This is a genomic window from Streptomyces sp. NBC_00236 (genome assembly GCF_036195045.1).
Taxonomy (GTDB): Bacteria; Actinomycetota; Actinomycetes; order Streptomycetales; family Streptomycetaceae; genus Streptomyces.
This window is the reverse complement of the sequence record NZ_CP108100.1, coordinates 6,329,225-6,353,381: the sequence shown is the minus strand read 5'-3', so window position 1 is coordinate 6,353,381 and position 24,157 is coordinate 6,329,225. Positions and strand designations below refer to the sequence as shown.

General features: G+C 71.7%; 20 protein-coding genes. 13 read left to right on the top strand and 7 right to left on the bottom strand.

Annotated elements, in window-relative coordinates; genetic code table 11:
- Positions 1-78 precede the first annotated feature (78 nt).
- The gene (locus tag OG446_RS28515) at positions 79-312 is read left to right on the top strand and encodes a DUF397 domain-containing protein (protein ID WP_148021251.1); all 234 of its coding nucleotides are present in this window, start codon (positions 79-81) and stop codon (positions 310-312) included.
- Between the two features lie 103 nt (positions 313-415).
- Here the strand turns inward: OG446_RS28515 and OG446_RS28510 are convergent, their stop codons facing one another.
- From OG446_RS28510 to eccB, 4 genes are all read right to left on the bottom strand, one after another.
- Positions 416-721, bottom strand: a complete 306-nt coding sequence (locus OG446_RS28510; protein ID WP_219573470.1) for a WXG100 family type VII secretion target — start codon at positions 719-721, stop codon at positions 416-418.
- A 46-nt stretch (positions 722-767) separates the two neighbouring features.
- Positions 768-1,118, bottom strand: a complete 351-nt coding sequence (locus tag OG446_RS28505) for a hypothetical protein (protein WP_328896691.1) — start codon at positions 1,116-1,118, stop codon at positions 768-770.
- A gap of 198 nt (positions 1,119-1,316) precedes the next feature.
- On the bottom strand, positions 1,317-2,537 hold the full coding sequence (gene mycP / locus OG446_RS28500; RefSeq protein ID WP_328896690.1) for a type VII secretion-associated serine protease mycosin: 1,221 nt from the start codon (positions 2,535-2,537) through the stop codon (positions 1,317-1,319).
- Positions 2,538-2,591: 54 nt separating this feature from the next.
- Entirely contained in the window at positions 2,592-4,142 is a 1,551-nt protein-coding gene (gene eccB, locus OG446_RS28495; protein ID WP_328896689.1) for a type VII secretion protein EccB, read from the bottom strand.
- Between the two features lie 222 nt (positions 4,143-4,364).
- Between eccB and eccE the strand changes: the two genes are divergently transcribed.
- The 8 genes from eccE to OG446_RS28455 all read left to right on the top strand — a co-directional run bounded on the left by eccE (position 4,365) and on the right by OG446_RS28455 (position 15,894).
- Positions 4,365-5,681, top strand: coding sequence for a type VII secretion protein EccE (eccE, locus tag OG446_RS28490; protein WP_328896688.1), 1,317 nt, complete (start codon positions 4,365-4,367; stop codon positions 5,679-5,681).
- Complete coding sequence (locus tag OG446_RS28485) at positions 5,681-6,403, top strand: hypothetical protein (protein WP_328896687.1); 723 nt, start codon at positions 5,681-5,683, stop codon at positions 6,401-6,403. The genes eccE and OG446_RS28485 overlap by 1 nt, the downstream gene beginning before the upstream one ends.
- A 322-nt stretch (positions 6,404-6,725) precedes the next feature.
- Positions 6,726-9,644 (top strand): SCO5717 family growth-regulating ATPase, encoded by a 2,919-nt coding sequence (locus tag OG446_RS28480; protein ID WP_328896686.1) that lies wholly within the window; start codon positions 6,726-6,728, stop codon positions 9,642-9,644.
- A 197-nt stretch (positions 9,645-9,841) separates the two neighbouring features.
- Positions 9,842-11,719 carry an ABC transporter substrate-binding protein gene (locus OG446_RS28475; protein WP_328896685.1) on the top strand — a complete coding sequence of 626 codons (1,878 nt, stop codon included), beginning with the start codon at positions 9,842-9,844 and terminating at the stop codon, positions 11,717-11,719.
- Positions 11,720-11,835: 116 nt separating this feature from the next.
- A complete protein-coding gene (locus OG446_RS28470) occupies positions 11,836-12,918 on the top strand; it encodes an ABC transporter permease (RefSeq protein ID WP_328896684.1) in 1,083 nt (360 codons plus the stop codon).
- An 11-nt stretch (positions 12,919-12,929) separates the two neighbouring features.
- Positions 12,930-13,883: an ABC transporter permease gene (locus tag OG446_RS28465; protein WP_328898440.1), complete on the top strand. Its 954-nt coding sequence runs from the start codon at positions 12,930-12,932 to the stop codon at positions 13,881-13,883.
- Positions 13,880-14,902 (top strand): ABC transporter ATP-binding protein, encoded by a 1,023-nt coding sequence (locus tag OG446_RS28460; protein ID WP_328896683.1) that lies wholly within the window; start codon positions 13,880-13,882, stop codon positions 14,900-14,902. The genes OG446_RS28465 and OG446_RS28460 overlap by 4 nt, the downstream gene beginning before the upstream one ends.
- On the top strand, positions 14,899-15,894 hold the full coding sequence (locus OG446_RS28455; protein ID WP_328896682.1) for an ABC transporter ATP-binding protein: 996 nt from the start codon (positions 14,899-14,901) through the stop codon (positions 15,892-15,894). The genes OG446_RS28460 and OG446_RS28455 overlap by 4 nt, the downstream gene beginning before the upstream one ends.
- Positions 15,895-15,931: 37 nt before the next feature.
- Here OG446_RS28455 and OG446_RS28450 read toward each other — a convergent pair whose 3' ends face one another.
- Together OG446_RS28450 and OG446_RS28445 are read right to left on the bottom strand one after the other, a co-directional pair.
- Positions 15,932-17,041, bottom strand: a complete 1,110-nt coding sequence (locus tag OG446_RS28450) for an XdhC family protein (RefSeq protein ID WP_328896681.1) — start codon at positions 17,039-17,041, stop codon at positions 15,932-15,934.
- A gap of 81 nt (positions 17,042-17,122) precedes the next feature.
- Positions 17,123-17,701: a MarR family winged helix-turn-helix transcriptional regulator gene (locus tag OG446_RS28445; RefSeq protein WP_328896680.1), complete on the bottom strand. Its 579-nt coding sequence runs from the start codon at positions 17,699-17,701 to the stop codon at positions 17,123-17,125.
- 208 nt (positions 17,702-17,909) lie between these two features.
- On the opposite strand from OG446_RS28445, the gene OG446_RS28440 reads away from it, so the two are divergent.
- The 4 genes from OG446_RS28440 (at position 17,910) to OG446_RS28425 (ending at position 23,120) form a co-directional block, all read left to right on the top strand.
- On the top strand, positions 17,910-18,731 hold the full coding sequence (locus OG446_RS28440; protein WP_328896679.1) for an FAD binding domain-containing protein: 822 nt from the start codon (positions 17,910-17,912) through the stop codon (positions 18,729-18,731).
- Positions 18,728-19,267 (top strand): (2Fe-2S)-binding protein, encoded by a 540-nt coding sequence (locus tag OG446_RS28435; RefSeq protein WP_328896678.1) that lies wholly within the window; start codon positions 18,728-18,730, stop codon positions 19,265-19,267. The genes OG446_RS28440 and OG446_RS28435 overlap by 4 nt, the downstream gene beginning before the upstream one ends.
- Positions 19,264-21,546: a xanthine dehydrogenase family protein molybdopterin-binding subunit gene (locus OG446_RS28430; RefSeq protein ID WP_328896677.1), complete on the top strand. Its 2,283-nt coding sequence runs from the start codon at positions 19,264-19,266 to the stop codon at positions 21,544-21,546. The genes OG446_RS28435 and OG446_RS28430 overlap by 4 nt, the downstream gene beginning before the upstream one ends.
- 209 nt (positions 21,547-21,755) lie before the next feature.
- Positions 21,756-23,120, top strand: a complete 1,365-nt coding sequence (locus OG446_RS28425; RefSeq protein ID WP_328896676.1) for an MFS transporter — start codon at positions 21,756-21,758, stop codon at positions 23,118-23,120.
- Positions 23,121-23,192: 72 nt separating this feature from the next.
- Here the strand turns inward: OG446_RS28425 and OG446_RS28420 are convergent, their stop codons facing one another.
- Complete coding sequence (locus OG446_RS28420; RefSeq protein ID WP_328896675.1) at positions 23,193-24,146, bottom strand: bifunctional riboflavin kinase/FAD synthetase; 954 nt, start codon at positions 24,144-24,146, stop codon at positions 23,193-23,195.
- Positions 24,147-24,157: the final 11 nt, after the last annotated feature.

Here is a 24,157-nt window from a genome sequence, read left to right as displayed (position 1 = left end):
ACTCCGGACAGGACTTGATGGCCGCGGAGGTCCCTGTACGGTGCCGTGCAGAGCCACGTACGGAGAGGAAGCTTGACCATGGGCACGCAGGCGGAGAAGGACGAGCTGTACGCACTCGACATCTCGGGGGTGGAATGGCTGAGTGCGCCCGGGACCGAGGAGGCGGAGGAGCGCGTCGAGATCGCGCATCTGCCGGGCGGGGCCGTGGCGATGAGGTCCTCGCTGGACCCGGACACCGTGCTGCGGTACACGGAGGCCGAGTGGCGTGCGTTCGTCCTGGGCGCCCGGGACGGCGAGTTCGACCTCACGTAGGGCGGGGCGGAGTGCGTTCACCGGGACGTGCTTCCCCGGACATCGGGAGGGGCACGTTCGGGTGAACGTGCCCCTCCTGCCGTACGCGGTGCCTGCCGGGTGTTCAGTACGCCTCGGTGAACAGGCGTGAGGCCCTGAGGTCCGTGGCGCGGTAGTTGTCCTTGCCGTTCTCGATGATCCTCGCGACGTGCTCCAGCCGGCCCTTCATGTCGTCGGCCTTGCCGCGGTACTTGTTCTGGAGCAACACGTAGGCGGTGTGGGCCTCGCCGTCCCAGGTGTCGGTGACCACCTTGAGCGCGCCGTCCATCTCCTCCAGGTCACGGCAGATGTTCTGCGACACCACGCGGATGCGGTTCGCCATCTCCTGGACGCTTTCGTACCTGACCTTGGTGTGCGGGTCGTGGCCCATCCGGGTTCTCCTCTGGCTCGGCTGCGGGGGAAGGAAGAGGGTCGGTTCAGACGCCGTTGAGCCCCGAGGCGCTGCCCGCCGAGGCCGGTGTCCTGACCGCGTTGAAGGCCGCACGGACCTCCTCGTCGTTGGCGTTGCTGAGGTTTCTGGTGCTGCCCACCGCGTGGAGCAGCACGTTCAGCAGCCGGCGGATCTCGTCGTGGTCCTCGTTGATCAGGAGCTGCGCGGAGGTGAATCCCGAGGCTCCGACTCCGGTCCACCCGGCCCCGGCCGTCGCGAGGATGTCGGCCAGTTCCCTGGACTGTGCGGAGACCGCCTCGGCGGTTTTGACGATCTTGTTCCTGGCCTGGATGACCGGCTCGTCGGCAAGTCCGAAACCGCCCGCGGGGTTGGTCATGCGGAGGTCCTCTCTCGGTTCGCGAAGGGGCGTGAAGGGGTACGAAGGAATGCGGGGCAGGGGTGTTGGCACCGGCACCGGCGGAGCCTCCGGCCGGTTCCTGATCCCCCGTCACTCTTGTGAAGTCCTTGATCACCCTAGCCACTTCGGCACCGCGCCCCGGGACGCCTCAGCGGCGGGAAATGCCTTCCGCGCGGGTCAGCGGTGGCGCGGAACGCGGCGTCGGCGGAGGTCGCGTGCCACGGTCGCCGCGCCCGCCACCACCCCCACGAGCACAGCGGCCGAAGCCAGTGCATAGGTCGCGTACCGCTTGCTGCGCTGCTGCGAGGTCTCCGACATCGCCAGGTGCGCGGGCTCGGGAGCCCGGGCGCCGGCGGGTGGTGCGTCGGGGTGGGGGGCGTCCTGCGGGACGTCGTCGCCGGACAGTGCGCGGACCGGGTCGACTACACCCCATCCGACGAAGGCGTCACGTCCGTTGACGGAGCGTTCCGCCGTCTGTTCGATACGGGCGATGATCTGGGCCGCCGTCCAGTCCGGGTACTTGGCGCGCATCAGCGCGACGACTCCGGCGACGTAGGGCGCGGCGAAGCTGGTGCCGTTGTCGGTGCACTGGCCGTCGCCCGGGACGGTGGAGACGATGTCGACCCCGGGTGCGGCGATCCCCACGAACTCCCCCGCCTGGGAGAACGGCGCGCGTTCGTTGTTGCGGTCGGACGCGGCGACGGCGAGGACACCGTCGAAGGCGGCGGGATAGGTCTTCCTCAGCCGGCCGTCCATGCCGTCGTTGCCTGCGGCGGCGACCACCACGACGTCCTCGGCGACCGCCCGCGCCACCGCCCGGCCGAGCAGCGAGTCGTCGGCCAGGGGCCTGGTGGTGTCCTGGGAGATGTTGATGACCTGGGCGCCCTTGGCGATCGCGTGGTCGATCGCGGCGGCCATCGCACGGTCCAGACCGCCCCGCCGCCCGTCGTTCTGACGGATCGGGATGACGGTGGCCTCGGGCGCCAGGCCGACGAACCCGGTGCCGGTGCGGGGGCGGGCGGCGATGATGCCCGCGACCTTGGTGCCGTGACCGACCTCGTCCACGGTCCCGTCGCTCCCGCCGCCCCCTGTGTAGTCGATGCCCGCGGAGGCGTCCACGGCGTCCCTGAGCTGCGGGTTGGTGTCGTCCACTCCGGTGTCGATGACGGCGACACGGATGCCCTTGCCCCGCGTGTCCTGCCACAACTCGTCGAGCAGCACCCGCTGGAGCGGCCACGGGCGCCCCTCGAACTGCTCCTTCATCGGGAAGTCGCACGCTCCGACGCCGTCGAGGCGCAGACCGTCCGGGCGGGAGACGGTGTACGCGGCCTGCGGCGCCGCGAGTGCGCCGAGCGCTGCGGCGGCCGCCGTCAGCAGGACCCATGTCCGGTACGGCATCGCGTGCTCTCCCCCGCGTCTGTCCACTGGTGTTCCGCCGCCCTGCCGGGTCCCTCAGGAACCCTGGGGCCTGCGGGCGCTGTTGGTGTCGAGCCGGGGGCCCCTGGCGAGGAACTCCGACCAGGCGATCGGGACGGGGACGGGCGTCACCTTCTCGTATCCGAGCCTGATCTGCGCCTGGCTGGGTTCGGGGCGCTCGTCCTGCCCGTCCTGCGCTCCGCCGGTGCCGATGTCGGACCGTTCGGCGTCGCTGTCCCCGTTCGCCTGAACCGCGTACCGCAGTCCGGTGTCGGTCACCAGGAAGAGTGACCCGTCCGGGCTGCTCTGTCCTTCCCGGACCTGGGTGTAGAGGAGACCGCTGCCCGGGGTGACGTACGTACTCGTGCCGCCGGTGCCGACGGGGGCGGGAAACGCGGTGCCGGCCCAGGTGCTCAGCGTCGTGCGGCCCGAACCGTCCGTGCGGCGCAGCACGTTGCAGACGGTGTCGCGGCCGGCGGCACCCGCGTCGGTGGCGTTGACGCGGACGGCCCTGCGCGCGGGCCAGTGCGCGGCCTGGCCCGCGAAGGGCTCGGAACCGGGGACGAAGTCCTGGAGACCGGCCGGGCGCGCCTCGCCGGCCAGGTCGAGGGGCGCGGTCTGCGGGGAGTTGACGATCAGCCAGGCGGTGAATTCGGAGACCGGCCGGACCTCACCGTCCAGGACGACGTAGTGGGCGGTCCCCTCTCCGTTCCTGGTGCGCAGCACCGTGCCCACACGGTTCTCCTGCGCGGACAGATGACCCTCGATGTGCGCGGGGGCACCGACGGTGCCGGGGATCCGCGGGAAGGCGACGGGGCTGCCGTCGTGCAGGGTGGCCAGCCAGTCGTCGGTGACGGGTTGCGGCTGCGCGCTGCCGACCAGGGCGCCGGTGAGATGGCCGAGGTCGGCGGCGGTCTCGTCGATGCGGTACTTCGTGCCGCGGGCGTCGACGAGGTAGCGGGTGCGGTCCTGGCCCGTGACGTAGAGGACCTGGCCGCCGGTGAGCCGGCCGGCTCCCTCGGTCAGCGCGTCGTCGCGTGCGGCGAGGACGAAGGCGGCCTTCTGCACACTGGTGCCCCTGCTGCCGGGCTGCACACAGACGGCCCAGCGCTTGGCGGTGCCCGCGTCCTCCTTCTCGGGCAGCCGGTCGGGGGCGTACGGGATACCGAGAACGGGTCCGCGCGGGGGCTTGCCCGCGTCGAGGATGTCGTCGTCGACCTGGATGACGCCGTAGTTCTGCGGGGTCAGCAACAGTCTGGCCGAGGCGAGGTTCAGCACGGGGTGCAGCAGCGTCTCCCGGTCCGCACCCCTGCCGGTGGTGAGCACCACGTAGCGGGTGGTCGACGACTTGCCGACGATGACCTTGGTGCCGGGGCTGTCCCAGTCCTTGGGGGCGGCCGGCCTGAACATGCCGTAGGCGCCGAATCCGGCGAGGATCAGGGCGCCGGCGACGAGGCCCGGAAGAACGGCGCGCAGCGGGCGCGGAGCACCCTCGTCGGAGCCGGTGGGCGAGGGCTGGAGGAATGCGGCCACCGTGCGCCGCTTCGCGAAGGTGTACGCGTTGAGGTCGTCGCGCCGCGATGCCATGAGTCCGTCCGTCTCCCGAGTCCGACCGCGCGGCACCGGGAACGGCCGCGGCCGGCGTCCCGTACCGGACCCCCGATGCCGGACCGGCTCCCTACTATGCCTGTAGATCCAACGGTGTTGTGGGCCGGGTAGGGTGATTCACCCCGCCGGAGACCACGGTGGGACGAGCCTGGAACGGGCCGGTCCGGAAGGCGCCGGGCCGGATGAACGGGGGGTGCCGCGATGACGGCTTCCACGACGCGAACGGCTCCGGCCGCTGCCGCACCGTCTCCCGCAGGCCCTCGGACCCCGGCGCCGGGCCCCTCGGCTGACGGGCCCGGGCAGGGCATCGCGCGTTGGGGCGGGCGGACCGGATCGTTGCGGCTCCACCAGCTCGTCCTGTTCGAGATCGCGGGTGCGCTGCTGCTGTGCGCCTGGGTCGTGGACCCGTTGCTGCTGGCCCCGGCCTCGGTGGCGGCGGCCGTGCTGGTGGTGTTCGCCGTCGCGCGCCGGCGGCGCCGCTCCCTCCCCGCGCTGCTGCACGCGGTCCTCGCGCTGCGCGCCCGTCAGCGCAGAGCCGCGTCGCCGGCGCCGGCGCCGGCCGCGGGCACCGAACCCGGCATCGCGCCCGTGACGGAGTGCGAACCGGCGCTGCGCACACACTCGTTCGCGGGCCGCGACCGGCGTCCGGTCGGCATGATCGGCGACGGTACGTATCTGACGGCCGTCCTGAGGATCGACGCGGACGGCACGGCGCTGCGCCGGGACCGGTCCGCACGGCCGCTGCCCCTGGCACTCGTACGGGACGCGCTCGACGTCGACGGCATCCGGCTGGAGTCGGCACAGATCGTGCAGCACACCCAGCCGGCCCCCGCCTCGCATCTGCCCGAGCGGTCGGTCGCGGCCCGCAACTACGCGCCCCTGCAGGCCAGGACGGGCTCTCCGGCGGTCCGGATCACCTGGATCGCGCTGAAGCTGGCCCCGGAGCTCTGTCCGGAGGCCGTACGGGCACGGGGCGGCGGCCTCACCGGGGCGCAGAAGTGCCTGGTGCGCGCGGCCGATCAATTGGCGGGCAGGCTGACCGGGGCGGGGCTGACCGCGACGGTGCTCACGGAACAGGAACTCGGGGCGGCGATCGCCACGTCCGTCGGCGCGAGCCCGTCGGTGACGGCGCGGGCGGGCCGGGACGAGGCGCCCGCGCGCCGCACCCGGGAGACCTCCCGCACCTGGTGGTGCGACGACCGGCCGCACACCACGTACTGGGTGCGCCGCTGGCCGGAGCTGGGCGGGGGCGGCGCGCCGATGCCTCAGCTCGTCGCGCTGCTCACCTCGGTCCCGGCCCTGGCCACCACGTTCAGCCTCACGCTGGGACACGGCGACCGGCAGGAGGTCACGGTGACCGGCCACGTCCGTGTCACCGGCCGCGACGACCGGGAACTCCTCGCCGCACGCCATGAGTTGGAGCGCACCGCGCGCGGCGTGAAGACCTCGCTGGTGCGGCTCGACCGGGAACAGCTGCCCGGCCTGCTCGCCACCCTGCCCCTCGGAGGTACCCGCTGATGTCCGTACCCGTTCGGGGGCGTGGACGGCTGGGGTTCGGCGCGGCCGGCCCACGCCGGCCCCGGCACACGGTCCGCCCCGAGCAGTTGGCGTCGCTCGCCCTGCCGGTCGGGGACGACGGCGTGGTGGTCGGCGTGGACGGCGAGGGGCGCCCCGCCGTGCTGGGCATCGTCCGGCCCACTCCGTACGACGTCACGCTGATCGGCGGGCTCTGGACGGCGCAGGTGCTGGCGCTGCGGGCGGCGGCGACCGGCGCCCGGATCGTGGTCGAGACGGGACGGGCCCCGGCATGGGAGGGCTTGGTGCGGGCCGCGGGCGGTGACGGGGCCGGCATCTCCCTGCACGAGGTGGGGAGGGTGCCACCGCAGGGCCCGTCGGCCGGATCGCCGGTCGTCGTGGTGCGGGACTGCGGCATAAGGCCACCGCGCGGGCGGGTGGCATCCGGTCCGTGGCAGTCCGTGGTGACGCTGCTGCCGTACCTCAGTCCGGTGGCTGCCGGGCTGATGGAGAAGTCGTCCCTGGTCGGCGTTCAGCGGGTCTCTCCCGACGAAGCCGAACAGATCGGGCATCTCATGCGTCTGGGTCCCGACGACACCCGCGCCCTGTCCACCCTTACGGACGGCGTCACCCTCTGGTGCACCCGGCGGGACCGGCAGTTCGTGATGATCCGGGCGACCGATGCGGAATCGGGACTGCTGGGAGACGCCCGCAGGATGGACTGACGGCCCATCGCAACGTGTGCGAATTGTTCAGATTTCCCTGCGCAGATGTGCATGTTTGACCGCTTTACGCCCCACCTCCGGCCGCACTCAGTCCACTTGGGGGCAGTACGTGACGTACGGGACAGCAGTCGCGGTTCCGTACGGCCTGCCGTGGCGAGCCCGATGACGATTAGGGTGGGTCCGGGCGCGGCAGAAGAACCTGCGGGCAGGCAATGCGCGTCCCAGGGGGAGAGCCGGGCGGTTCGCACTAGGTCAGGACCTACGGGAACGGTCGCCCCCACCCACCACGGCACAAGGGTGCTCGACCACACCAGGAGGCAAAGTGAACGGCGATCGGGACGAGATGCGCGGGGGCTGGAACAAGCCCGTCGACGAGTCGTCCGACGCGGAGCCCGCCGAGACGACGGGTGAGTTCACCATCGACTACACCCCGCCCGCCTGGTACACGCAGAACGCGCCGGGCGACTCGTCGGGCGGCGCCGGAACGCACCTGGCACCGCCCCCGCCGCCCAGCGGCGCCCCGGTGTCCGTGCCCGGGCTGCCGGCCGGGAGCGGTTTCGAACCCGACTGGACTCCGGGTCCCCCGGCCCCGGCCCCGGCCCCGGCCCCGGCCCACGGTGCCGCGGCCGAGCATCCGGTGCCGGGTGCGGGCGGTGCGCCGGATCCCTTCGGGGGCGGCGACGTGGAGAGCGGCGCGACGATGCGGTTCTCGTCCGCCGCGCTGAAGCGGGAGATCGCCGAGCGCGAGGCCGCCGCGGGAGCCGATTCCGGGATCGCCGCCGAGGACGGCACCGAGCCGGAGGACGGCGGCCCGGCAGCCGATTCCGTGCCCGCCGAGAACGATGCCGTTGCCGGTGACGGTGACGAGGTGGCGGACGAGGTGCGGGACAGCTCCGAGGAGGCCGACGCGGAGCCGGACTCCTCGTCATCCGCGCCGTCCTCGACGCCGTCCGGCACCCCGCCGCTCCCGGCCTCGCAGGACGACCCCCACGAGGCCGACGCACCCTTCGACGCCGCTCCGGCGGACGGCGCCGCGAGTCACGACGGCCCCGACGACGGCCCGCACGCCGACGAGCCCGCCGACGCCGTTCCCACGGACTCGGCACCCTCGGACGCCGTACCCCCGCCCGCCCCCACGGATGCGGCCCCCCTCGACGCACCGGCGGGCGGCGCACCCCAGGACGCGGCGCCCGCACCCTGGAGCCCCGCGCCGGCGCCGGGCGGACTCCCGCCGCTGCCGCCTTCGTTCCAGCCCGCCGCGCCGCAGCCCGAGGCACCCCGGCCGGCTTCCCACTGGCCCCCGACGCCTCCGGCCGACGCCGGGCAGGGCGGCTACGGCTTCCCGCAGACCCCGGCGGCCCCGGCTGCCCCGGCCGCCCCGGCCACCCCGGGCCCGCAGACCCCGCAGGCTTCTCCCTTCCCGCAGCAGACCCCGCAGGCCTCCCCCTTCCCGCAGCAGGACCGGCCGGCAGCCCCGGCACCGGACGGAGGCTACGGATTCCCGCAGCCCCAGCCGCCGCAGCCCCAGCAGGACCGGCCGGGGGCGGCACTTCCGGCGCAGCTCCCGCCGCCCGCGGCTCCCGCGCCCCAACCGCCGCAGACACCGGCACACCAGTGGCCCGGTCAGCAGCAGGGCGCGGCACTTCCTCCGCCGGCACCCCAGTTGCCGCAGGCCCCGCAGCAGCCTCAGGGCGGTTACGGATTCCCCCAGGGCGCCCAGCCGCCGGCTCAGGCCACCCCGAATCTGCCCGCACAGATTCCCCCGTACCAGCAGCACGCACAGCAGCCGCACCCCCAGCAACTCCCGCCCCAGGGACCGCCGCAGGGACCGCCCGTCGACCCCCGCGCCGGAAGCGCCTGGCCCACGCCGGTCACCCACGATCAGCGCGAGCGATCCGTGCCGGGCGCACCCCTCGGTTACACGGCCGCGGTCGAGCTCTCTTCCGACCGGCTCGTCCGGGGCAAGCAGAAGGCGAAGAGCAGCCGCAATCCGTCCGGCGCGTCCCGCTTCAAGCTGGGCGGCAAGAAGGAGGAGATCGAGCGGCAGCGCAAGCTCGATCTGATCCGCACCCCGGTGCTCTCCTGCTACCGGATCGCGGTGATCAGCCTCAAGGGCGGCGTGGGCAAGACCACGACGACCACCGCTCTGGGCGCGACCCTGGCCACCGAGCGGCAGGACAAGATCCTCGCCATCGACGCCAACCCCGACGCGGGCACGCTCGGCCGCCGGGTCCGCCGCGAGACCGGGGCCACCATCCGTGACCTGGTCCACGCGATCCCGCACCTCAACTCGTACATGGACATCCGGCGGTTCACCTCGCAGGCACCCTCCGGCCTGGAGATCATCGCCAACGACGTGGACCCGGCGGTCTCGACCACGTTCAACGACGAGGACTACCGGCGCGCGATCGAGGTGCTGGGCAAGCAGTACCCGATCATCCTCACGGACTCGGGCACCGGGCTGCTCTACAGCGCGATGCGCGGTGTGCTGGACCTCGCCGACCAGTTGATCATCATCTCGACCCCGTCGGTCGACGGCGCGTCGAGCGCCTCCACCACGCTGGACTGGCTGTCGGCACACGGGTACGCGGAACTGGTGCAGCGGTCCCTGACCGTCATCTCCGGGGTCCGCGAGACCGGCAAGATGATCAAGGTCGACGACATCGTCCAGCACTTCGAGACGCGCTGCCGCGGCGTGGTCGTCGTACCGTTCGACGAACACCTGTCGGCCGGTGCCGAGGTCGACCTCGACATGATGCGCCCGAAGACCCGGGACGCGTACTTCCATCTCTCCGCCCTGGTCGCCGAGGACTTCGCGCGCGCCCAGCAGCAGCAGGGGCTGTGGACGTCGAGCGGCAGCAACCCGCCGCCGCAGTACGCCCCCCCGATGCCCGGACAGCAGATGCCGGGCCAGCAGATGCCGGCACCCGGGCAGCAGCCGTACGCACCCCAGCAGCCCCAGCCGCCACAGCAGCCCGGACAGCCGTACCCGCAGCAGCAGCCCTACGGCGGGCCGCCGCCGCAGCCCTATCCCCCGCAGCAGTCGCCCGGCGCCGGGCAGAACTGGCAGCAGTCACTGCCCTCCCAGGCGCAGTCGACGGCCGGTCAGGCCGGCCCGCCACCGCCGCAGCAGCACGACGGACAGCCTGGTCAGCCGGGGCAACCCGCGCACCCCGAACTCCAGGGTCCCGTCCCGCCCGCAGGGTGGCAGCAGCAGCCGCCGCCAGCGCCTCAGCAGTAAGGCGTCAGAGGTCTGAACCAATGAGGGTCCACATCGCTTCCACGATGTGGACCCTCATTGCATTCCCGCAGACCACACGCCGTTTCGGTGACCGTTGACGCGGCTCGACCACCGCTGATAAACCTTCGCTTCACCAGCTGGCGAACCAGAGATCAACCCGCCTTCTCCGTGCGAGTCATGACGCGAGGTCCCTGACCATGGTCGAAAGAGTTCCACCGCCCTCAGCCCAGCCACGCTCACGTCTGCGGATCCTCGTGGCGTCCGGCGCGGCCGCTCTCGCTCTCACAGCCGGGGCCGTCGTACCGGGCGCGCCCCTCGGGGCCGCGCCCCAGCAGGCCCAGGCCGCCGACGCCGGCGGCAAGACGCTGACCGTCGCGGTCGCGCAGAGCATCGACTCCCTGAGCCCGTTCCTCGCCCAGAAGCTGCTGAGCACCAGCGTCTCCCGGCTCATGTACGACTTCCTGACGAACTACGACCCGAAGGACAATCACGCCGTCCCGGGTCTGGCCACGAAGTGGGAGCCGTCGGCCGACAAGCTGACGTGGACGTACACCATTCGGAGTAATTCCACGTGGTCGGACGGCAAGCAGGCCACCGCCGAGGACGCGGCCTGGACGTTCAACAAGATGATGACGGACGAGGCCGCCGCCCAGGCGAACGGCAACTTCGTCGCCAACTTCAAGAAGGTGACGGCTCCCAGCCCGACCCAGCTGGTCATCGAGCTCAAGGAGCCGCAGGCCACGATGGCCGCGCTCGATGTGCCGATCGTCCCCAAGCACGTCTGGGAGAAGGTCGGGGACTTCTCGAAGTTCAACAACGACAAGGACTTCCCCGTAGTGGGCAACGGGCCCTTCGTGCTGAGCGACTACAAGGTCGACCAGTACGTGAAGCTCAAGGCCAACAAGGACTTCTGGCGCGGCAAGCCCAAGTTCGACGAGCTGGTCTTCAAGACGTACAAGGACCAGGACGCCGCGGTCGCCGCACTCCGCAAGGGCGAGGTCTCCTTCGTCGCCGGCTCGCCCGCGCTGACGCCCGCCCAGGCCAACTCGCTCAAGGGCGACGCGAACATCAAGGTCAACGAGGGTCCGGGGCGCCGCTTCTTCGCGCTGGCGACCAACCCGGGCGCGCGGACCAAGGACGGCAAGAAGTTCGGCAACGGCAACGAGGCGCTGCTCGACCAGAAGGTCCGCCAGGCGCTGTTCCTGTCGATCGACCGCAAGACGATCATCGACAAGGTCTTCCAGGGCCACGCCGTCGAGGGCCAGGGGTACATTCCGCCGCGCTTCTCGGAGTACGCCTGGCAGCCGTCGGCCGGCCAGAGCCTCGCCTACGACCCCGCCAAGGCCGGAAAGCTCCTGGACCAGGCGGGCTACGAGCTCAAGGACGGCAAGCGCGTCGGCAAGGACGGCAAGGCGCTCGACCTGCGCATCCTGTGCCACGCGACGGACCCGAACGACAAGGCGATCGGCAAGTACCTCAAGGAGTGGTGGGGCAAGCTCGGCGTCGGCCTCAAGGTCGAGTGCCTCGACGACGTCTCCGTGCCCTGGTACGCCGGTGAGTACGACCTCGCCTTCGACGGCTGGTCCGTCAACCCGGACCCGGACTTCGTCCTCGGCATCCACACCTGCGCCGCCCTGCCGGCCAAGGCCAAGGCGAGCGCGGCCACGGACAACTTCATCTGCGACAAGACGTACGACGAGCTGTACAAGAAGCAGCTCGCCGAGTACGACACCACGAAGCGGGCCGACCTCGTCGGGCAGATGCAGTCGTGGCTGTACGACTCCGGGTACATGAGCGTCATCGCGTACCCGAACGCGGTCGAGGCCTACCGCACCGACCAGATCAAGTCGATCACGACGATGCCCGAGGCGGCCGGCAACATCTACGGCCAGGACGGGTACTGGAGCTGGTGGTCGGCCGTTCCGGCCGGCAGCGGTGAAGGGACCGGTGACAGCGACTCCGGCTCGTCCTCCACGGGCATCGTCATCGGCATCGTCGCCGCCGTGGTGGTCCTCGCCGGTGGCGGGTTCCTCATCTCCCGGCGCCGTCGCACCACCGCGGACGACCGCGAGTAGTTCCATGGACCGCGGGCAGTCCCCGCGGACGGGATGAGAGTGATCACAGGCGGGGCCGGGCAGCCCGGCCCCGCCGGCCGGTCCCTCCAGGCGCAGCACGAGTAACGAGAGTTCCTATGACAGCTGACAGCACTCCGGCGCTCGTGAAGCAGGCGGACGCGGCCACGGAGGGTCCGGCTCCGGCCGGTTCCCCGGCCGCCCGCGGCCCACGCGCGCGCAACACCCAGGCCTATCTGAAGTACGTGGCCGCCAAGATCTTCGGCGCGGCCGTATCGCTGTTCGCCGTTCTGGTCACCAGCTTCTTCCTCTTCCGGCTCATCCCCAGCGACCCGGTGAAGCAGATGACCGGCGGGCGGCCCGTCTCCGCCGAGCAACTCGATTCGCTGCGCCGGCAGTTCGGCCTCGACCAGCCGATGTGGCAGCAGTTCACCACGTACGTGGGCGACGCGCTCACCGGCGACTTCGGCACCTCGTTCCAGTACCACGCCCCGGTCATCGACAAGATCACCGAGGCGCTCCCGGCGACCCTGCTCCTCACCGGCACGGCGTACGTCCTCTACAGCGCGCTGGGCATCTGGCTCGGCACCCGTACCGCCTGGCGCAACGGGTCGAAGAGCGACCGGTTCAACACCGCGCTCGCGCTCACGCTCTACTCCGTGCCCTCCTTCTGGCTCGGCCTGCTTCTCATCATCGTCTTCTCGGTGGGCGTCGGACCGATTCCGGGCATGTTCCCGACCGGCGGGCTGGAGTCGGGCAACGAGTCGGGCTTCGCGTACGTGCTCGACGTCGCGCACCACATGGTGCTTCCCGTGATCACCCTGGTCGCTGTCGGCTACGCGCAGACGCTCCTGGTGATGCGCTCCTCGCTCCTCGACGAGATGGGCAGCGACTACCTGACGACCGCGCGCGCCAAGGGGCTGCGCGACGACACGGTCCGCCGCAAGCACGCCGTGCCCAACGCGATGCTGCCGACCTTCACGCTGATGTTCGTCAACCTCGGCCATGTGGTCGCGGGGCAGATCCTGGTGGAGACCGTGTTCTCCTGGCCGGGTCTCGGCGGGCTCTTCTACCAAGGGCTGAGCGTCCCCGACCTTCCGCTCGTCCAGGCACTGTTCTTCGTCTTCGCCACCGCGGTGATCCTGGCGAACACCCTGGCCGATCTGCTGTATCCGCTGCTCGATCCCCGGGTGGGCCGATGACGACCGAATCCATGCCCGCGTCCACGCCGGGAGCAGAAGCCCCCGCGCCCGAGGAATCCGGGCCCGGGGCCGTCAAGAGCCCGGGCGCACTGGCCCGCGCCCGCAAGCGGCGTTCCATGGCCCGGTTCTGGCGGGAGTACCGCAGCCACCGGGGTGGCCTGTGGGGGCTTGCCGGGCTCGTCCTGATCGCGCTGATCGCCGTGTGCGCACCCGTGCTGACCGGCGCGAACGCACAGAGCGTCACCGAGGCACCGGGCGGTGCGCTGGAGTCACCGAGCGCCGAGTTCCCGCTCGGCACCGACCAGTTCGGACGCAGCGTCCTCGCCCTGCTGATCTGGGGAGCGCGCGTCTCCCTCACCGTGGGACTGCTCGCGGCGTTCCTCTGCGTGGCCATCGGCACGGTCGTCGGAATCGTCGCGGGGCACTTCCGCGGCTGGTACTCGACGGTCCTCATGCGGGTCACCGACTGGTTCCTGGTGATGCCGACCCTGGTCCTGGCCATCGCGCTCGCCACCGTGATGGACCGCTCCCTGTGGACGGTCATCATCGCGATCGGCGTCACGACCTGGCCGACGACCGCCCGGCTGGTACGGGCCCAGACCCTCGCCGTGGAGTCCCGCCCCTACATCGAGCGTGCCCGTGCGCTGGGCGGCGGGCACGGACACATCATGCTGCGGCACGTCCTGCCGAACGTGATGCCGCTGGTACTCGCCCAGACCACGCTGGTCATCTCCAGCGCGATCCTGACGGAGGCCACGCTGGCCTTCCTCGGCCTCGGCGACCCGACCATCACCTCCTGGGGCGGGATGCTCCAGGACGCGCGCGAAGCCGGTGCGGTGAGCGCGGGCGACTGGTGGTACCTGGCGCCTCCCGGCATCGCCATCGCCCTGGTCGCCCTGGCGTTCACGCTGTGCGGGCGCGCCATCGAGACCGTCCTCAATCCCAAGCTGGGGGTGGCCCGTTGAGCACGACGAGCATCCGAAAGACGCCTCTTCTCGAGGTACGCGATCTGACCGTGACGTACGCCGGCGGGGCCCGGGCGGTCCGCGGGGTGAACCTGGAGGTCGACGCGGGCAGGAAGCTCGGCATCGCCGGGGAGTCGGGGTGCGGGAAGTCCACGCTGGCGCTCGCGCTGCTGCGGCTGCTGCCCGCGGGCACGAAGGTCACCGGCGAGATCCTGCTGAACGGCGAGGACGTCCTGGCCATGAAGTGGGGTCAGGTCAGGGCCGTGCGCTGGGCGGGCGCCTCGATCGTCTTCCAGGGCGCGATGCACTCGCTGAACGCGGTGCACCGCATCGGCGACCAGATCGCCGAGCCGATCGTGCTGCACAGGAAGACGACGCAGGCCGCGGCACGCAAGCGCGCCGGTGAGCTGCTGGAGCAGGTGGGTCTGCCCGCCGCCCGGGCGGACGCCTATCCGCACGAGCTCTCCGGCGGGCAGCGGCAGCGTGTGATGATCGCGATGGCGCTGGCCTGCGATCCGGGCCTGATCATCGCCGACGAGCCGACGACGGCCCTCGACGTGATGATCCAGGCCCAGATCCTGCGGCTGATCGAGCAGTTGGTCTCCGAGCAGGACCTCGGACTGATCATGATCAGTCATGACCTCGCGGTGCTCTCGGACACCTGCGACCGGCTCGCGGTGATGTACGCGGGACGGGTCGTGGAACAGGGCCCGGCGTCCGAGGTCTACGAGCGGGCGCAGCACCCGTACAGCAAGGCCCTGTCGGGCGCCTTCCCGCGCATCGGGGACCCGGCCTCGCGGTTCGCGCCCCGGGGACTGCCGGGCGACCCGCCCGACCCGTCGGCCCTGCCGGCCGGCTGCACGTTCCATCCGCGCTGCACGGTGGCCCTGGACTCCTGCACCACGCAGGACCCGGAGCTGCGGGCGGCGGGGCCCGGGCGGGAGGCCGCCTGTGTGCTGGTGGGGCCGGACGGGGCCACGGCCCCCCAGGGCGCCGAAGAAGCAAGGAGCACGTCATGACCACCACCACGGACCTGCTCAGTGCGCGGGATCTGCGGGTCTCGTTCCCCGGCAGGCACGGCGCCGACCCGGCCCGTGCCGTGGACGGGGTCGACCTGGACATCAGGCCGGGCGAGATCGTCGCGCTGGTAGGCGAGTCGGGCTGCGGCAAGACGACGCTGGCCCGCTCGCTGCTCGGCCTGGTCCCGCCGACGGCCGGCGGGATCACCTTCGGCGGGAAGCCGCTCGACTACGGCAGCCGGGCGCTGAAGGCGTACCGCAAGCGGGTCCAGCTGGTGCTCCAGGACCCCAGCGGTTCGCTGAACCCGCGGCACACGGTGTACGACGCGGTGGCCGAGGGCCTGCGGATCCACCGGTACGGCGGCGACGAGCGGGAGGCGGTGACGAACGCCCTCTCCCGGGCGGGGCTGCGGCCTCCGGAGCGCTTCTTCCTCCGCTACCCGCACGAGCTGTCGGGCGGTCAGCGTCAGCGCGTCGTGATCGCGGGCGCGCTGGTCCTGGAGCCCGAACTCATCGTGGCGGACGAGCCGGTGGCCTCGCTGGACGCCTCGGTGCGCGGCGAGATCCTGGCGCTGCTGCTGCGCCTGCGGGACGAGCTGGGCCTGTCCGCGCTGGTGGTCACCCATGACCTCGGTCTCGCGTGGAACATCGCGGACCGGGTGGCGGTGATGTATCTCGGCCGGATCGTGGAGACGGGTGACGTGGAGCAGATCCTCACGGCTCCGCAGCATCCGTACACCCAGGCGCTGTTGTCGGTGCTGCCGGAGGCCGAGGGCGAGCCGGTCGTGCTGACCGGTGAGCCGCCGGACCCGTCCAAGGTGCCGTCCGGCTGCCGCTTCCATCTGCGCTGCCAGGTCCTGGCCTCGGGCGAGGCGGAGCGGGCGGGCGTCGCGGACGCCTGCCGGACGAAGGACCTGCCGGTGCTCGCGGGCGGCGGCGAGACCCAGGTGGCGTGCCACTGGGCGAGTGCGGCGGCGGTGGCGCGGCCGTAGGGAGTGCGGGCGGGTCTCCGGTCCGGGGGCCCGCCCGCTACCGCCGGCCGTGGTGGTGGATCGCGCCGGACAGTTCACCGAGTGGCCGCCCCGTGCCGCCCCACCGGTGCTGGATGATCTCGGCGGCGATCGAGACGGCCGTCTCCTCCGGCGTACGGGCGCCGAGGTCGAGTCCGACGGGTGAGGCCAGCCGGGCGAGGTCGGCCTCGCTCACGCCCTCGTCCCGGAGCCGTGCCAGTCGGACGCGATGGGTGCGCCGGCTGCCCATCACCCCGATGTAGGCCGCCGGTGTGCGCAGTGCGGCGACCAGCAGGGGCACGTCGAATTTCGGGTCGTGCGTGAGCACGCACAGGACGGTGCGCTCGTCGACGTCCGTGCCCGACAGATAGGTGTGCGGCCAGGCGCGGACGACCTCGTCCGCGGTGGGGAAGCGCTCACGGGTCGCGAACGCCGGGCGGGCGTCGCACACGGTGACCCGGTAGCCGAGGAAGGACCCGATACGGGCGGTGGCCGCCGCGTGGTCGATGGCGCCGAAGACGATCATGCGGGGTGGTGGCGCGTACGTCTGGATGAAGACGGAGACGTCCTGCATCCGGCGCTCTCCGTGGATCCCGTACCACTGCCGCCCGGTCGCACCCTGGGCGAGGAGGCCCCGGGCGTCGTCGGTGACGGCGGCGTCGAGCCCCTCGTCGCCCAGCGATCCCTCCGCACCGTCCGCCCGCACCACCCGCCGCGCACCCGCACCGGCGGCGTCCGGGAGGACGGTGGCCACGGCGACGGGTTCGCCGCGTGCGACGGTTTCGCCCACCCCCCGGAGCCAGGTCCGGTCGGCTTCCGCGGCGAAGGGCGCGACGAGGACGTCGATGGTGCCGCCGCAGGTCAGGCCCACCCCGAACGCCTCGTCGTCGCTGATTCCGTACGACTGCAACTGCGGGGTCCCGGTGGCGAGCACCTCGCCGGCCGCCTCGTACACCGCTCCCTCGACGCAGCCCCCGGAGACGCTGCCCGCCACCGTGCCGTCGGCGGTCACGGCCATCATGGCGCCGGGCGCCCGGGGGGCGCTGCCGCGGACGGAGACGACGGTCGCCAGGGCGAAGGGGGTGCCGGCGTCGTGCCAGGCGCGCAGTTCCGACAGCAGTTCACGCACGGTAGGGACCTCCTCCGGCCCGGTCCACCCGGTCCTGATGCGGTCACCCTAGACGAAGCCTGAGCCCTGAGATACTGAGTGCTACGGGTTGCGCGGCGGGTCCCGCCGTACGGACGCCGCCAGTGCGGCGCGGTCCGGCGGCGTCCGCTCCGCCGTCTCCAGTGAGCGCTCCAGCTTGCCGAGCAGCAGGCCCAGCCGGCGTCTTTCGGCCTCGGACAGTTCGGCGAGCATCCGTTCCTCGTTGGCGAAGTGCGCGACGGCGACCACGTCGGCGATCTCGATGCCGCGTTCGGTGAGGCGCGCGTACACGACCCTGCGGTCCGCCCCGTCGCGCTCCCTGGTCACCAGGCCCGCCTGCTCCAGCCGGTCCAGCCGCAGGGTGATGCCGCCGGTGGTGACCAGGGCGATGTCCGCGAGCTGGCCGGCCGTCTGCCGATAGGGGGGCCCCGACCTGCGCAGGGCTGCCAGCACGTCGAACGCGGCCATGTTCAGGTCGAAGCATTCGAAGAGGTCGGACAGCAGCCCCTGGTACCGCAGGAAGCTGCGGTGCAACCGGCCCAGCACCTCCATGGGCGAGGCATCGAGGGCGGGCAGTTCGCGCTTCCACTGCTCCAGGATGAGGTCGACCGCGTCGGGGCGGCCCGCTGCTCTACGAGTCATGTGCGGTGGGAGGGCGGTGTCGTGCCACGCCCCCGCATCTCCTTCCGGAAACACCGCGCACGGCGCGGCGGTGCGTCGTTCACGATACAAGCCGGAGACCGTCGCGAACCCCTTGTTACGACAACACCTTGGTGCTAGAAATCTCATCAGTAGCTATTTCAGCTATGAGATAACTCTCTGTCATGACAGGCCAGGAGGCACGGTCCGCATGCTCCTGCTCCCCACCGGGATGGTCGCCCCCACCCAGCGCACCGTTCCGCACTTCACACTCGAACGTCCTACGTCGACGGCCGGAGCCGTGTCCGCCGGAGCCGCCCCCGGCGCCGTCTACGCACAGGGCTGCAGCGATCTGTTCGCGCAGTTCCGCGAGGGGCTGAGCTGCGACACCCTGGTCTCGCTCGAGCGCGTGTCCTCCCTCGGCGCGGTCGAGTGGGACGGCTCCACGCTGGAGATCGGTTCCGGGGTCGATCACCACGCGGGCTCGCGCCACCCCCTGGTGCGGGCCGCTCTGCCCGGTCTCGCCGATGGCTGGGGCCGCATAGCGACGGAGCGGATCCGGCGCCGGGCCAGCCTCGGCGGGAACCTCATGGCCCGGCGCACCCGGTACGAGATGTCGGTGATGCTCGATGCGCTCGGCGCGCGGCTGGACTTCGAGACGACACTGGGCCCGGTCACCGTCCCACCGGACGCCCTGTGGGACCGTTCCGAGCCGCCGGGCGGCCTGCTGCGCGCCGTCAGGATCACGAACGTACCGCAGGTGTGGTTCGGCTACGAGCGGTCGATGCGTCCGCTGCTGACCGTGGCCGCCGCGGTCCGGGCGGACACCGTCACGATGACGGTGGGCTCGGAGTACACCCGGCCGTTCACGGTCGCGGCTCCGCTGGGCACCGATCCGGCCGAGCTCGCGGCGCGGCTGCCCGACGCCGTGGGGGACGCCGCGGGCACCGCCCGCTACCGGCGCCACGTCGCCGGCGTGCTCCTCGGCCGTCTGCTGGAGCGCCGCACCTTCGAGAAGGGGAGTCCCCGATGAGTCACGAGACCCCGGCCGGTTCACCGCACGGCGGGCTGATCACCGTCGGCTTCGACATCGACGGACGGCCGCGCACCGAACGGATCGCACCGAACACCGTGCTGCTGGACCTGCTCCGCGAGCGGTACGGCCTGAGCGGCGTCAAGGCCTCCTGCGAGCGCGGCGTCTGCGGCGCCTGCACGACACTGATCGACGGCATCCCCACCGCCTCGTGCAGTGTCTTCGCCTTCGGCGTCGACGGCCGGAGCCTCGAGACCATAGCCGGACAGGCCGTGGACGGGGAACTCGGCCCGGTGCAGCGCGCCTTCGCCGAGTGCGGCGGATTCCAGTGCGGCTACTGCACCCCGGGCATGATCATGCTCACCACGGCCCTGCTCAGGGAGCACCCGGATCCGGACGAGGAGACGATCCGCTCCTGGATCTCCTCCAACGTGTGCCGCTGCACCGGATACGCCATGATCATCGACTCCGTCCGCCGGGCCGCCGCACTGCTCCGCGAGTCGGCCGGCTCCGTCGGCGGGGAGGCCGGCCGGTGACCTCCTCCCGTATCGGCACCACCGACCGCCGCGGCGACGCCGCGCTCAAGCTCACCGGCGGCGCGCTCTACACCGCCGACATCCGCCTGCCCGGCATGCTCCACGCCAAGGTGCTCCGCAGCCCGCACGCCCACGCCCGGCTGGTCTCGGTCGATGCCACGAAGGCGCGGGCGCTGCCGGGGGTCCATGCGGTCCTGACCCGGGACGACCTGGCCGGACTGGACCCCGTCTACGGCTACTACATCAAGGACCAACCGGTCGTGGCGCAGGATCTGGTGCGCTACGCGGGCGATGTGGTGGCGGCGGTGGCCGCCGACGACGAAGCGGTGGCGCTGCGTGCCCTGGAGCTGATCGAGGTGGTGTACGAACCGCTGCCGGCCGTCCCGGACATCGCGGCGGCCCTGGCACCGGACGCCCCCGAGCTCTTCGCCGAGGCCCCGCCCGGCATGCTCCCGCCGTACGGCACCGGCGCGTCAGCCGCGCTGCGGCCGCGCAGGAACGTCTGCTACGAATTCCGCTACGAGACCGGCCCGGCCTCGGTCTGGGACGACTGCGACCACGTCTTCGAGGACACGTTCGCCTTCTCCCGGATGAACCACTTCCACCTGGAGCCGTTCGTCACGGTCGCGGATGTGCGCGGCGAGGAGATCGAGATCTGGACGTCGACCCAGAACCCGTTCCCCCTGCGCAAGGAGCTCGCCCGGGTACTGCGGACCCCGGAGAGCCGGATCCATGTGCATGTGCCGTTCGTGGGCGGTGCTTTCGGGGCTAAGCACAACTGCAAGACCGAGCCGGTAGCGATCCTGCTGTCGCGGGCCGCGGGCCGTCCGGTGCGCTACTGCCTGACCACCGAGGAGGGCTTCCTCACCCTCAGCCAGCACGCTGCCGTACTGAAGGTGAAGACGGGCGTGATGGCCGACGGCACCTTCGTCGCCCGGGAGAGCGAGGTGCTGCTGGACGCGGGCGCGTACTCCGACGGCAGTCCGCTGGTGGCCGAGAAGGCCGGTTACCGGATGCCGGGCCCCTACCGCTGGCAGCACATCCGCTCCTCCTGCGCCTGCGTGATGACGACGACCACGCCGGCCGGGCCGTTCCGCGGTTTCGGGGCGACCCAGGCGACCTGGGCGAGCGAGAGCCAGGTCGACATGATCGCCGAGCGGCTCGGGATGGATCCGTACGCGTTGCGGGTGAAGAACCTCAAGGATCTCGGGGAGCCGTTCGTGCCCGGCGAGAGCGGGATCGACAGCGATCTCGTCGAAGGGCTCGACGCGGTGGCCGGCGCGCTGGGCTACCACGGCCGCGTACGCACACCGAACCGGGGCATGGGACTGGCCATCGGCTTCAAGGACGGCGGCGGGGTGAACAAGCCCGCGCAGGCCCGGGTGAAGATCACCGCCACCGGTTCCGTGTACGTCAGCTCCGGCACGGTCGAGATCGGGCAGGGCGCCTCCACCGCACTCTGCCAGGTCGCGGCCGAGGTGCTCGGCGTGCCTCTGGACCGGGTCCGCTACGCGCCGGTCGACACCGATGTCACGCCCTACGACCAGGGAACCAACGCCTCGTCCGGCATGACGGTGATGGGTACCGCGGTACTGCGGGCGGCGCAGGAGGCCCGGGCGAAGGTGCTCGCGTTCGCCGCCGGGCAGCTCGACTGCGCCCCGGACGAACTGACCCTGCGGGACTGGACGGTGCGGCGCGCCGGCGAGGCTCCCGTCGCACTGCCCGGTCTGGTGGCGGGCGTCTTCGGAGGGACGGGGTACGAGTTTCACGGCGAGGGGTTCTTCAAGGCACCGCTGTCCCACGACGCGCCTCTGGAGTCACCGTGCCTGTTCTGGGAGGTCGGCTGGGCGGGCGCCGAGGTCGAGGTCGACCCGGAGACCGGCAAGGTGACCGTCCTGCAGCTGGTGGCCAGCGGTGATGTCGGCCGCGCCGTCAACCGACTGCTCTGCCGGGGCCAGGACGAGGGCGCCGCCGTGATGGGCCTGGCCCAGGCGATGTTCGAGGAGATGCGGTACGAGGACGGCGCGCTGCTCAACGGTGAGGCGCTGGACTACCGGGTGCCGATGGCCGAGGACCTGCCCGCGCGGTTCGTCTCGATCACCCAGGAGCAGGGGCACGGGCCCGGCCCGTTCGGCGCCAAGGGGGCGGGTGAGGGCGCCATGGTCCCGGTGGCGGCCGCCGTCGCCAACGCGGTGCACGACGCCACGGGCGCCCGGGTGACCACCCTGCCGCTCTCCCCCGAGCGGGTCTTCGACGCGTTGCGGGCGCGTACGGACTGACCCGGCCGACCTTTCCGGCCCGCTCGCTCAACGGCCCTGACCACTTGCGTCATGGGCCGTTGAGCCATGCCCGCGTGCGTGCCGGTGTCGGCGAAATCCCTGCTCAGGGGCGGTTCCACTTCGTTACTAAATTTAAGCACTTAGTTATTGACCGCTAAGACACTTCTTTCTAGGGTCACCGCAACTCCTCTGTTCGCGGAAGGATCCCCATGTCAATCGTGGCCAACGGCCCCACGGTGAGCTCCATCTCGGCCCGGCTCGAACGCCTGCCGAGTTCCCGCTGGCACATCAAGGTCCGCACCCTCATCGGCACCGTCACGTTCTTCGAGGCGTTCGACCAGCTGCTGACCGCCTCCGCGCTGCCCGTCCTGACCGAACAGTGGAAGCTGAGCACCGGTCAGGGCACGATGATCGTCACCAGCGGCTCCGTCGGCATGCTGCTCGGCGCGCTCGTGGCCGGCTGGCTCGGCGACCGGATCGGCCGGGTGAACACCGTCGCGCTGGGCGTAGCCGTGACCGCGCTGGCCAGCCTCGCCGTCGCCCTCTCCCCCGGCGTCGCCCTCTTCACGCTCTTCCGGTTCGTTCAGGGCCTCGGCATCGGCGGTGTCGTGCCGGTCGCCGCCACGTACATCAACGAGATCGCCCGGGCGGATCACCGGGGCCGCTTCGTGCTGCTCTACGAACTCATCTTCCCGGCCGGCCTCGCCACGGCCACGCTCGTCGCGAGCTGGGTGGTGCCGAGCTTCGGCTGGCGGGTGATGTTCGTGATCGGCGCCCTGCCCGTTCTCCTCGTCGTCGTCCTGCGCCGCCAGGTGCCGGAGTCGCCCCGCTGGCTGCTCTCCCGGGGCCGGGTCACGGAGGCCGAACAGGTCATCGCCCGGATCGAGAAGGACGTGGCGAATTCGACCGGCGCCCCGCTCCCCGAACCCGGCCCGGCGACGGTCGTCGAGACCTCCCGGGGCGGGCTGCGGGATCTCTTCACGGGCCGCTACCTGCGGCGCACGGCCGTCGTGTCGGCGCTGTGGTTCGTCGCGTACTACGTCAACCACGGCATCGCCACCTGGCTGCCCTCGCTGTACACCAAGGAGTTCGGCCTGGATCTGCGCACCGCGCTCAACTACGCGCTGCTGAGCAATGTGACGGGCCTGATCGGCTGTCTGCTGGTCGCGCTCGTCATCGACCGGGTGGGACGCCGGGTCTCCCTGACCGTCGGTCTCGGCGGGGCTGCCGTCGCCCTGTTCGCGCTGGCCGTCTCCGGTGCCACGTCGGGCGGTCAGGTCGCGATGTGGGCCTCGGTCAGCACGCTCTTCGTCTTCGCCACCAACGTCAGCCTCTACCTCTACACGCCCGAGCTCTACCCGACCCGGAGCAGGGCGCGCGGAGCGTCGTTCGGCGGGGTGTGGAACCGGCTGGGAGTCATCCTGGGACCGATCGTGGTCGGCGCGATCATCAGCTCGGGCGCCGGTCTGACCATGGTCTTCACCCAGCTGGGCTGTATGGCGGCGCTGGGCGCGGTGATCGCGCTGTTCGCCGTGGAGACGAAGGGCAAGACGCTGGAGGAGCTGAACAGCTGAGCTGCTCCGGTTACTGCTACGGCTCCGGCCGGGACCGCGGTCATGCGGTCCCGGCCGGAGCCGTGAAGGCCGTCAGCCCCGGCCGTACGCGGAGATCAGCTCGCTGCACCGCTTCACATCGGCGGCCATCGCCACGAGCAGATCGTCGATCGAGTCGAACTTCAGCATGCCGCGTACGTACGCGAGGAAGTCCACGGCGACGTGCAGGCCGTACAGGTCGAGGCCGACGCGGTCGATCGCGTACGCCTCCACCGTCCGCTCGGTGCCGTCGAACTGCGGGTTGGTGCCGACCGAGATCGCGGCGGGCATCGCCTCGCCGTCCACATGCAGCCAGCCCGCGTACACGCCGTCTGCCGGGATGGCGGTGTGCGGCAGGGTCTCCACGTTCGCGGTGGGGAAGCCGAGTTCACGCCCGCGCTGCGCCCCGCGGACGACGATGCCCTCCACGCGGTGCGGACGGCCGAGGATCTCCGCGGCTCCGGCCACGTCCCCCTCGGCCACCAGGCGCCGGGTCAGGGTCGAGGAGAACGGCTCACCGCCGCCGGCCTCGCCACGCACCCGCAGGTCGATGACCTCGACGCGGTAGTCGTAGGTGTCACCGAACTCGGTGAGCAACTGCACGTTCCCGGCGGCCTTGTGACCGAACCGGAAGTTGGGGCCCTCGATGACCAGCTGGGCGTGCAGCTTGTCGACGAGCACCTTCACGATGAAGTCGGCCGGAGCGAGCTTCGAGAACTCGGTGGTGAACGGCAGGATCAGCACGGCGTCCACGCCGAGCTCCGCCATCAGTTCCGCACGGCGGTGGTGCGGGGCGAGCAGCGGCGGATGGCTGCCGGGGCGGACGACCTCGCTGGGATGCGGGTCGAACGTCACGACGACGGACGGCACCCCCAGCTCGCGGGCCCGCTCGACGGCCCGGCCGATGATCAGCTGGTGTCCGCGGTGCACCCCGTCGTAGGAGCCGATGGTGACGACGCTGCGTCCCCAGTCCTGGGGGATGTCCTCCAAGCCACGCCAGCGCTGCACTCTGACCGCTC

Coding starts and splice junctions, on each gene's coding strand:
- OG446_RS28445 (WP_328896680.1), bottom strand. CDS start 17,701: ATGACTCGTAGAGCAGCGGGCCGCCCCGACGCGGTCGACCTCATCCTG.
- OG446_RS28485 (WP_328896687.1), top strand. CDS start 5,681: ATGTCCGTACCCGTTCGGGGGCGTGGACGGCTGGGGTTCGGCGCGGCC.
- OG446_RS28435 (WP_328896678.1), top strand. CDS start 18,728: ATGAGTCACGAGACCCCGGCCGGTTCACCGCACGGCGGGCTGATCACC.
- OG446_RS28465 (WP_328898440.1), top strand. CDS start 12,930: ATGCCCGCGTCCACGCCGGGAGCAGAAGCCCCCGCGCCCGAGGAATCC.
- eccE (WP_328896688.1), top strand. CDS start 4,365: ATGACGGCTTCCACGACGCGAACGGCTCCGGCCGCTGCCGCACCGTCT.
- OG446_RS28515 (WP_148021251.1), top strand. CDS start 79: ATGGGCACGCAGGCGGAGAAGGACGAGCTGTACGCACTCGACATCTCG.
- OG446_RS28510 (WP_219573470.1), bottom strand. CDS start 721: ATGGGCCACGACCCGCACACCAAGGTCAGGTACGAAAGCGTCCAGGAG.
- mycP (WP_328896690.1), bottom strand. CDS start 2,537: ATGCCGTACCGGACATGGGTCCTGCTGACGGCGGCCGCCGCAGCGCTC.
- OG446_RS28425 (WP_328896676.1), top strand. CDS start 21,756: ATGTCAATCGTGGCCAACGGCCCCACGGTGAGCTCCATCTCGGCCCGG.
- eccB (WP_328896689.1), bottom strand. CDS start 4,142: ATGGCATCGCGGCGCGACGACCTCAACGCGTACACCTTCGCGAAGCGG.
- OG446_RS28475 (WP_328896685.1), top strand. CDS start 9,842: ATGGTCGAAAGAGTTCCACCGCCCTCAGCCCAGCCACGCTCACGTCTG.
- OG446_RS28440 (WP_328896679.1), top strand. CDS start 17,910: ATGCTCCTGCTCCCCACCGGGATGGTCGCCCCCACCCAGCGCACCGTT.
- OG446_RS28505 (WP_328896691.1), bottom strand. CDS start 1,118: ATGACCAACCCCGCGGGCGGTTTCGGACTTGCCGACGAGCCGGTCATC.
- OG446_RS28455 (WP_328896682.1), top strand. CDS start 14,899: ATGACCACCACCACGGACCTGCTCAGTGCGCGGGATCTGCGGGTCTCG.
- OG446_RS28470 (WP_328896684.1), top strand. CDS start 11,836: ATGACAGCTGACAGCACTCCGGCGCTCGTGAAGCAGGCGGACGCGGCC.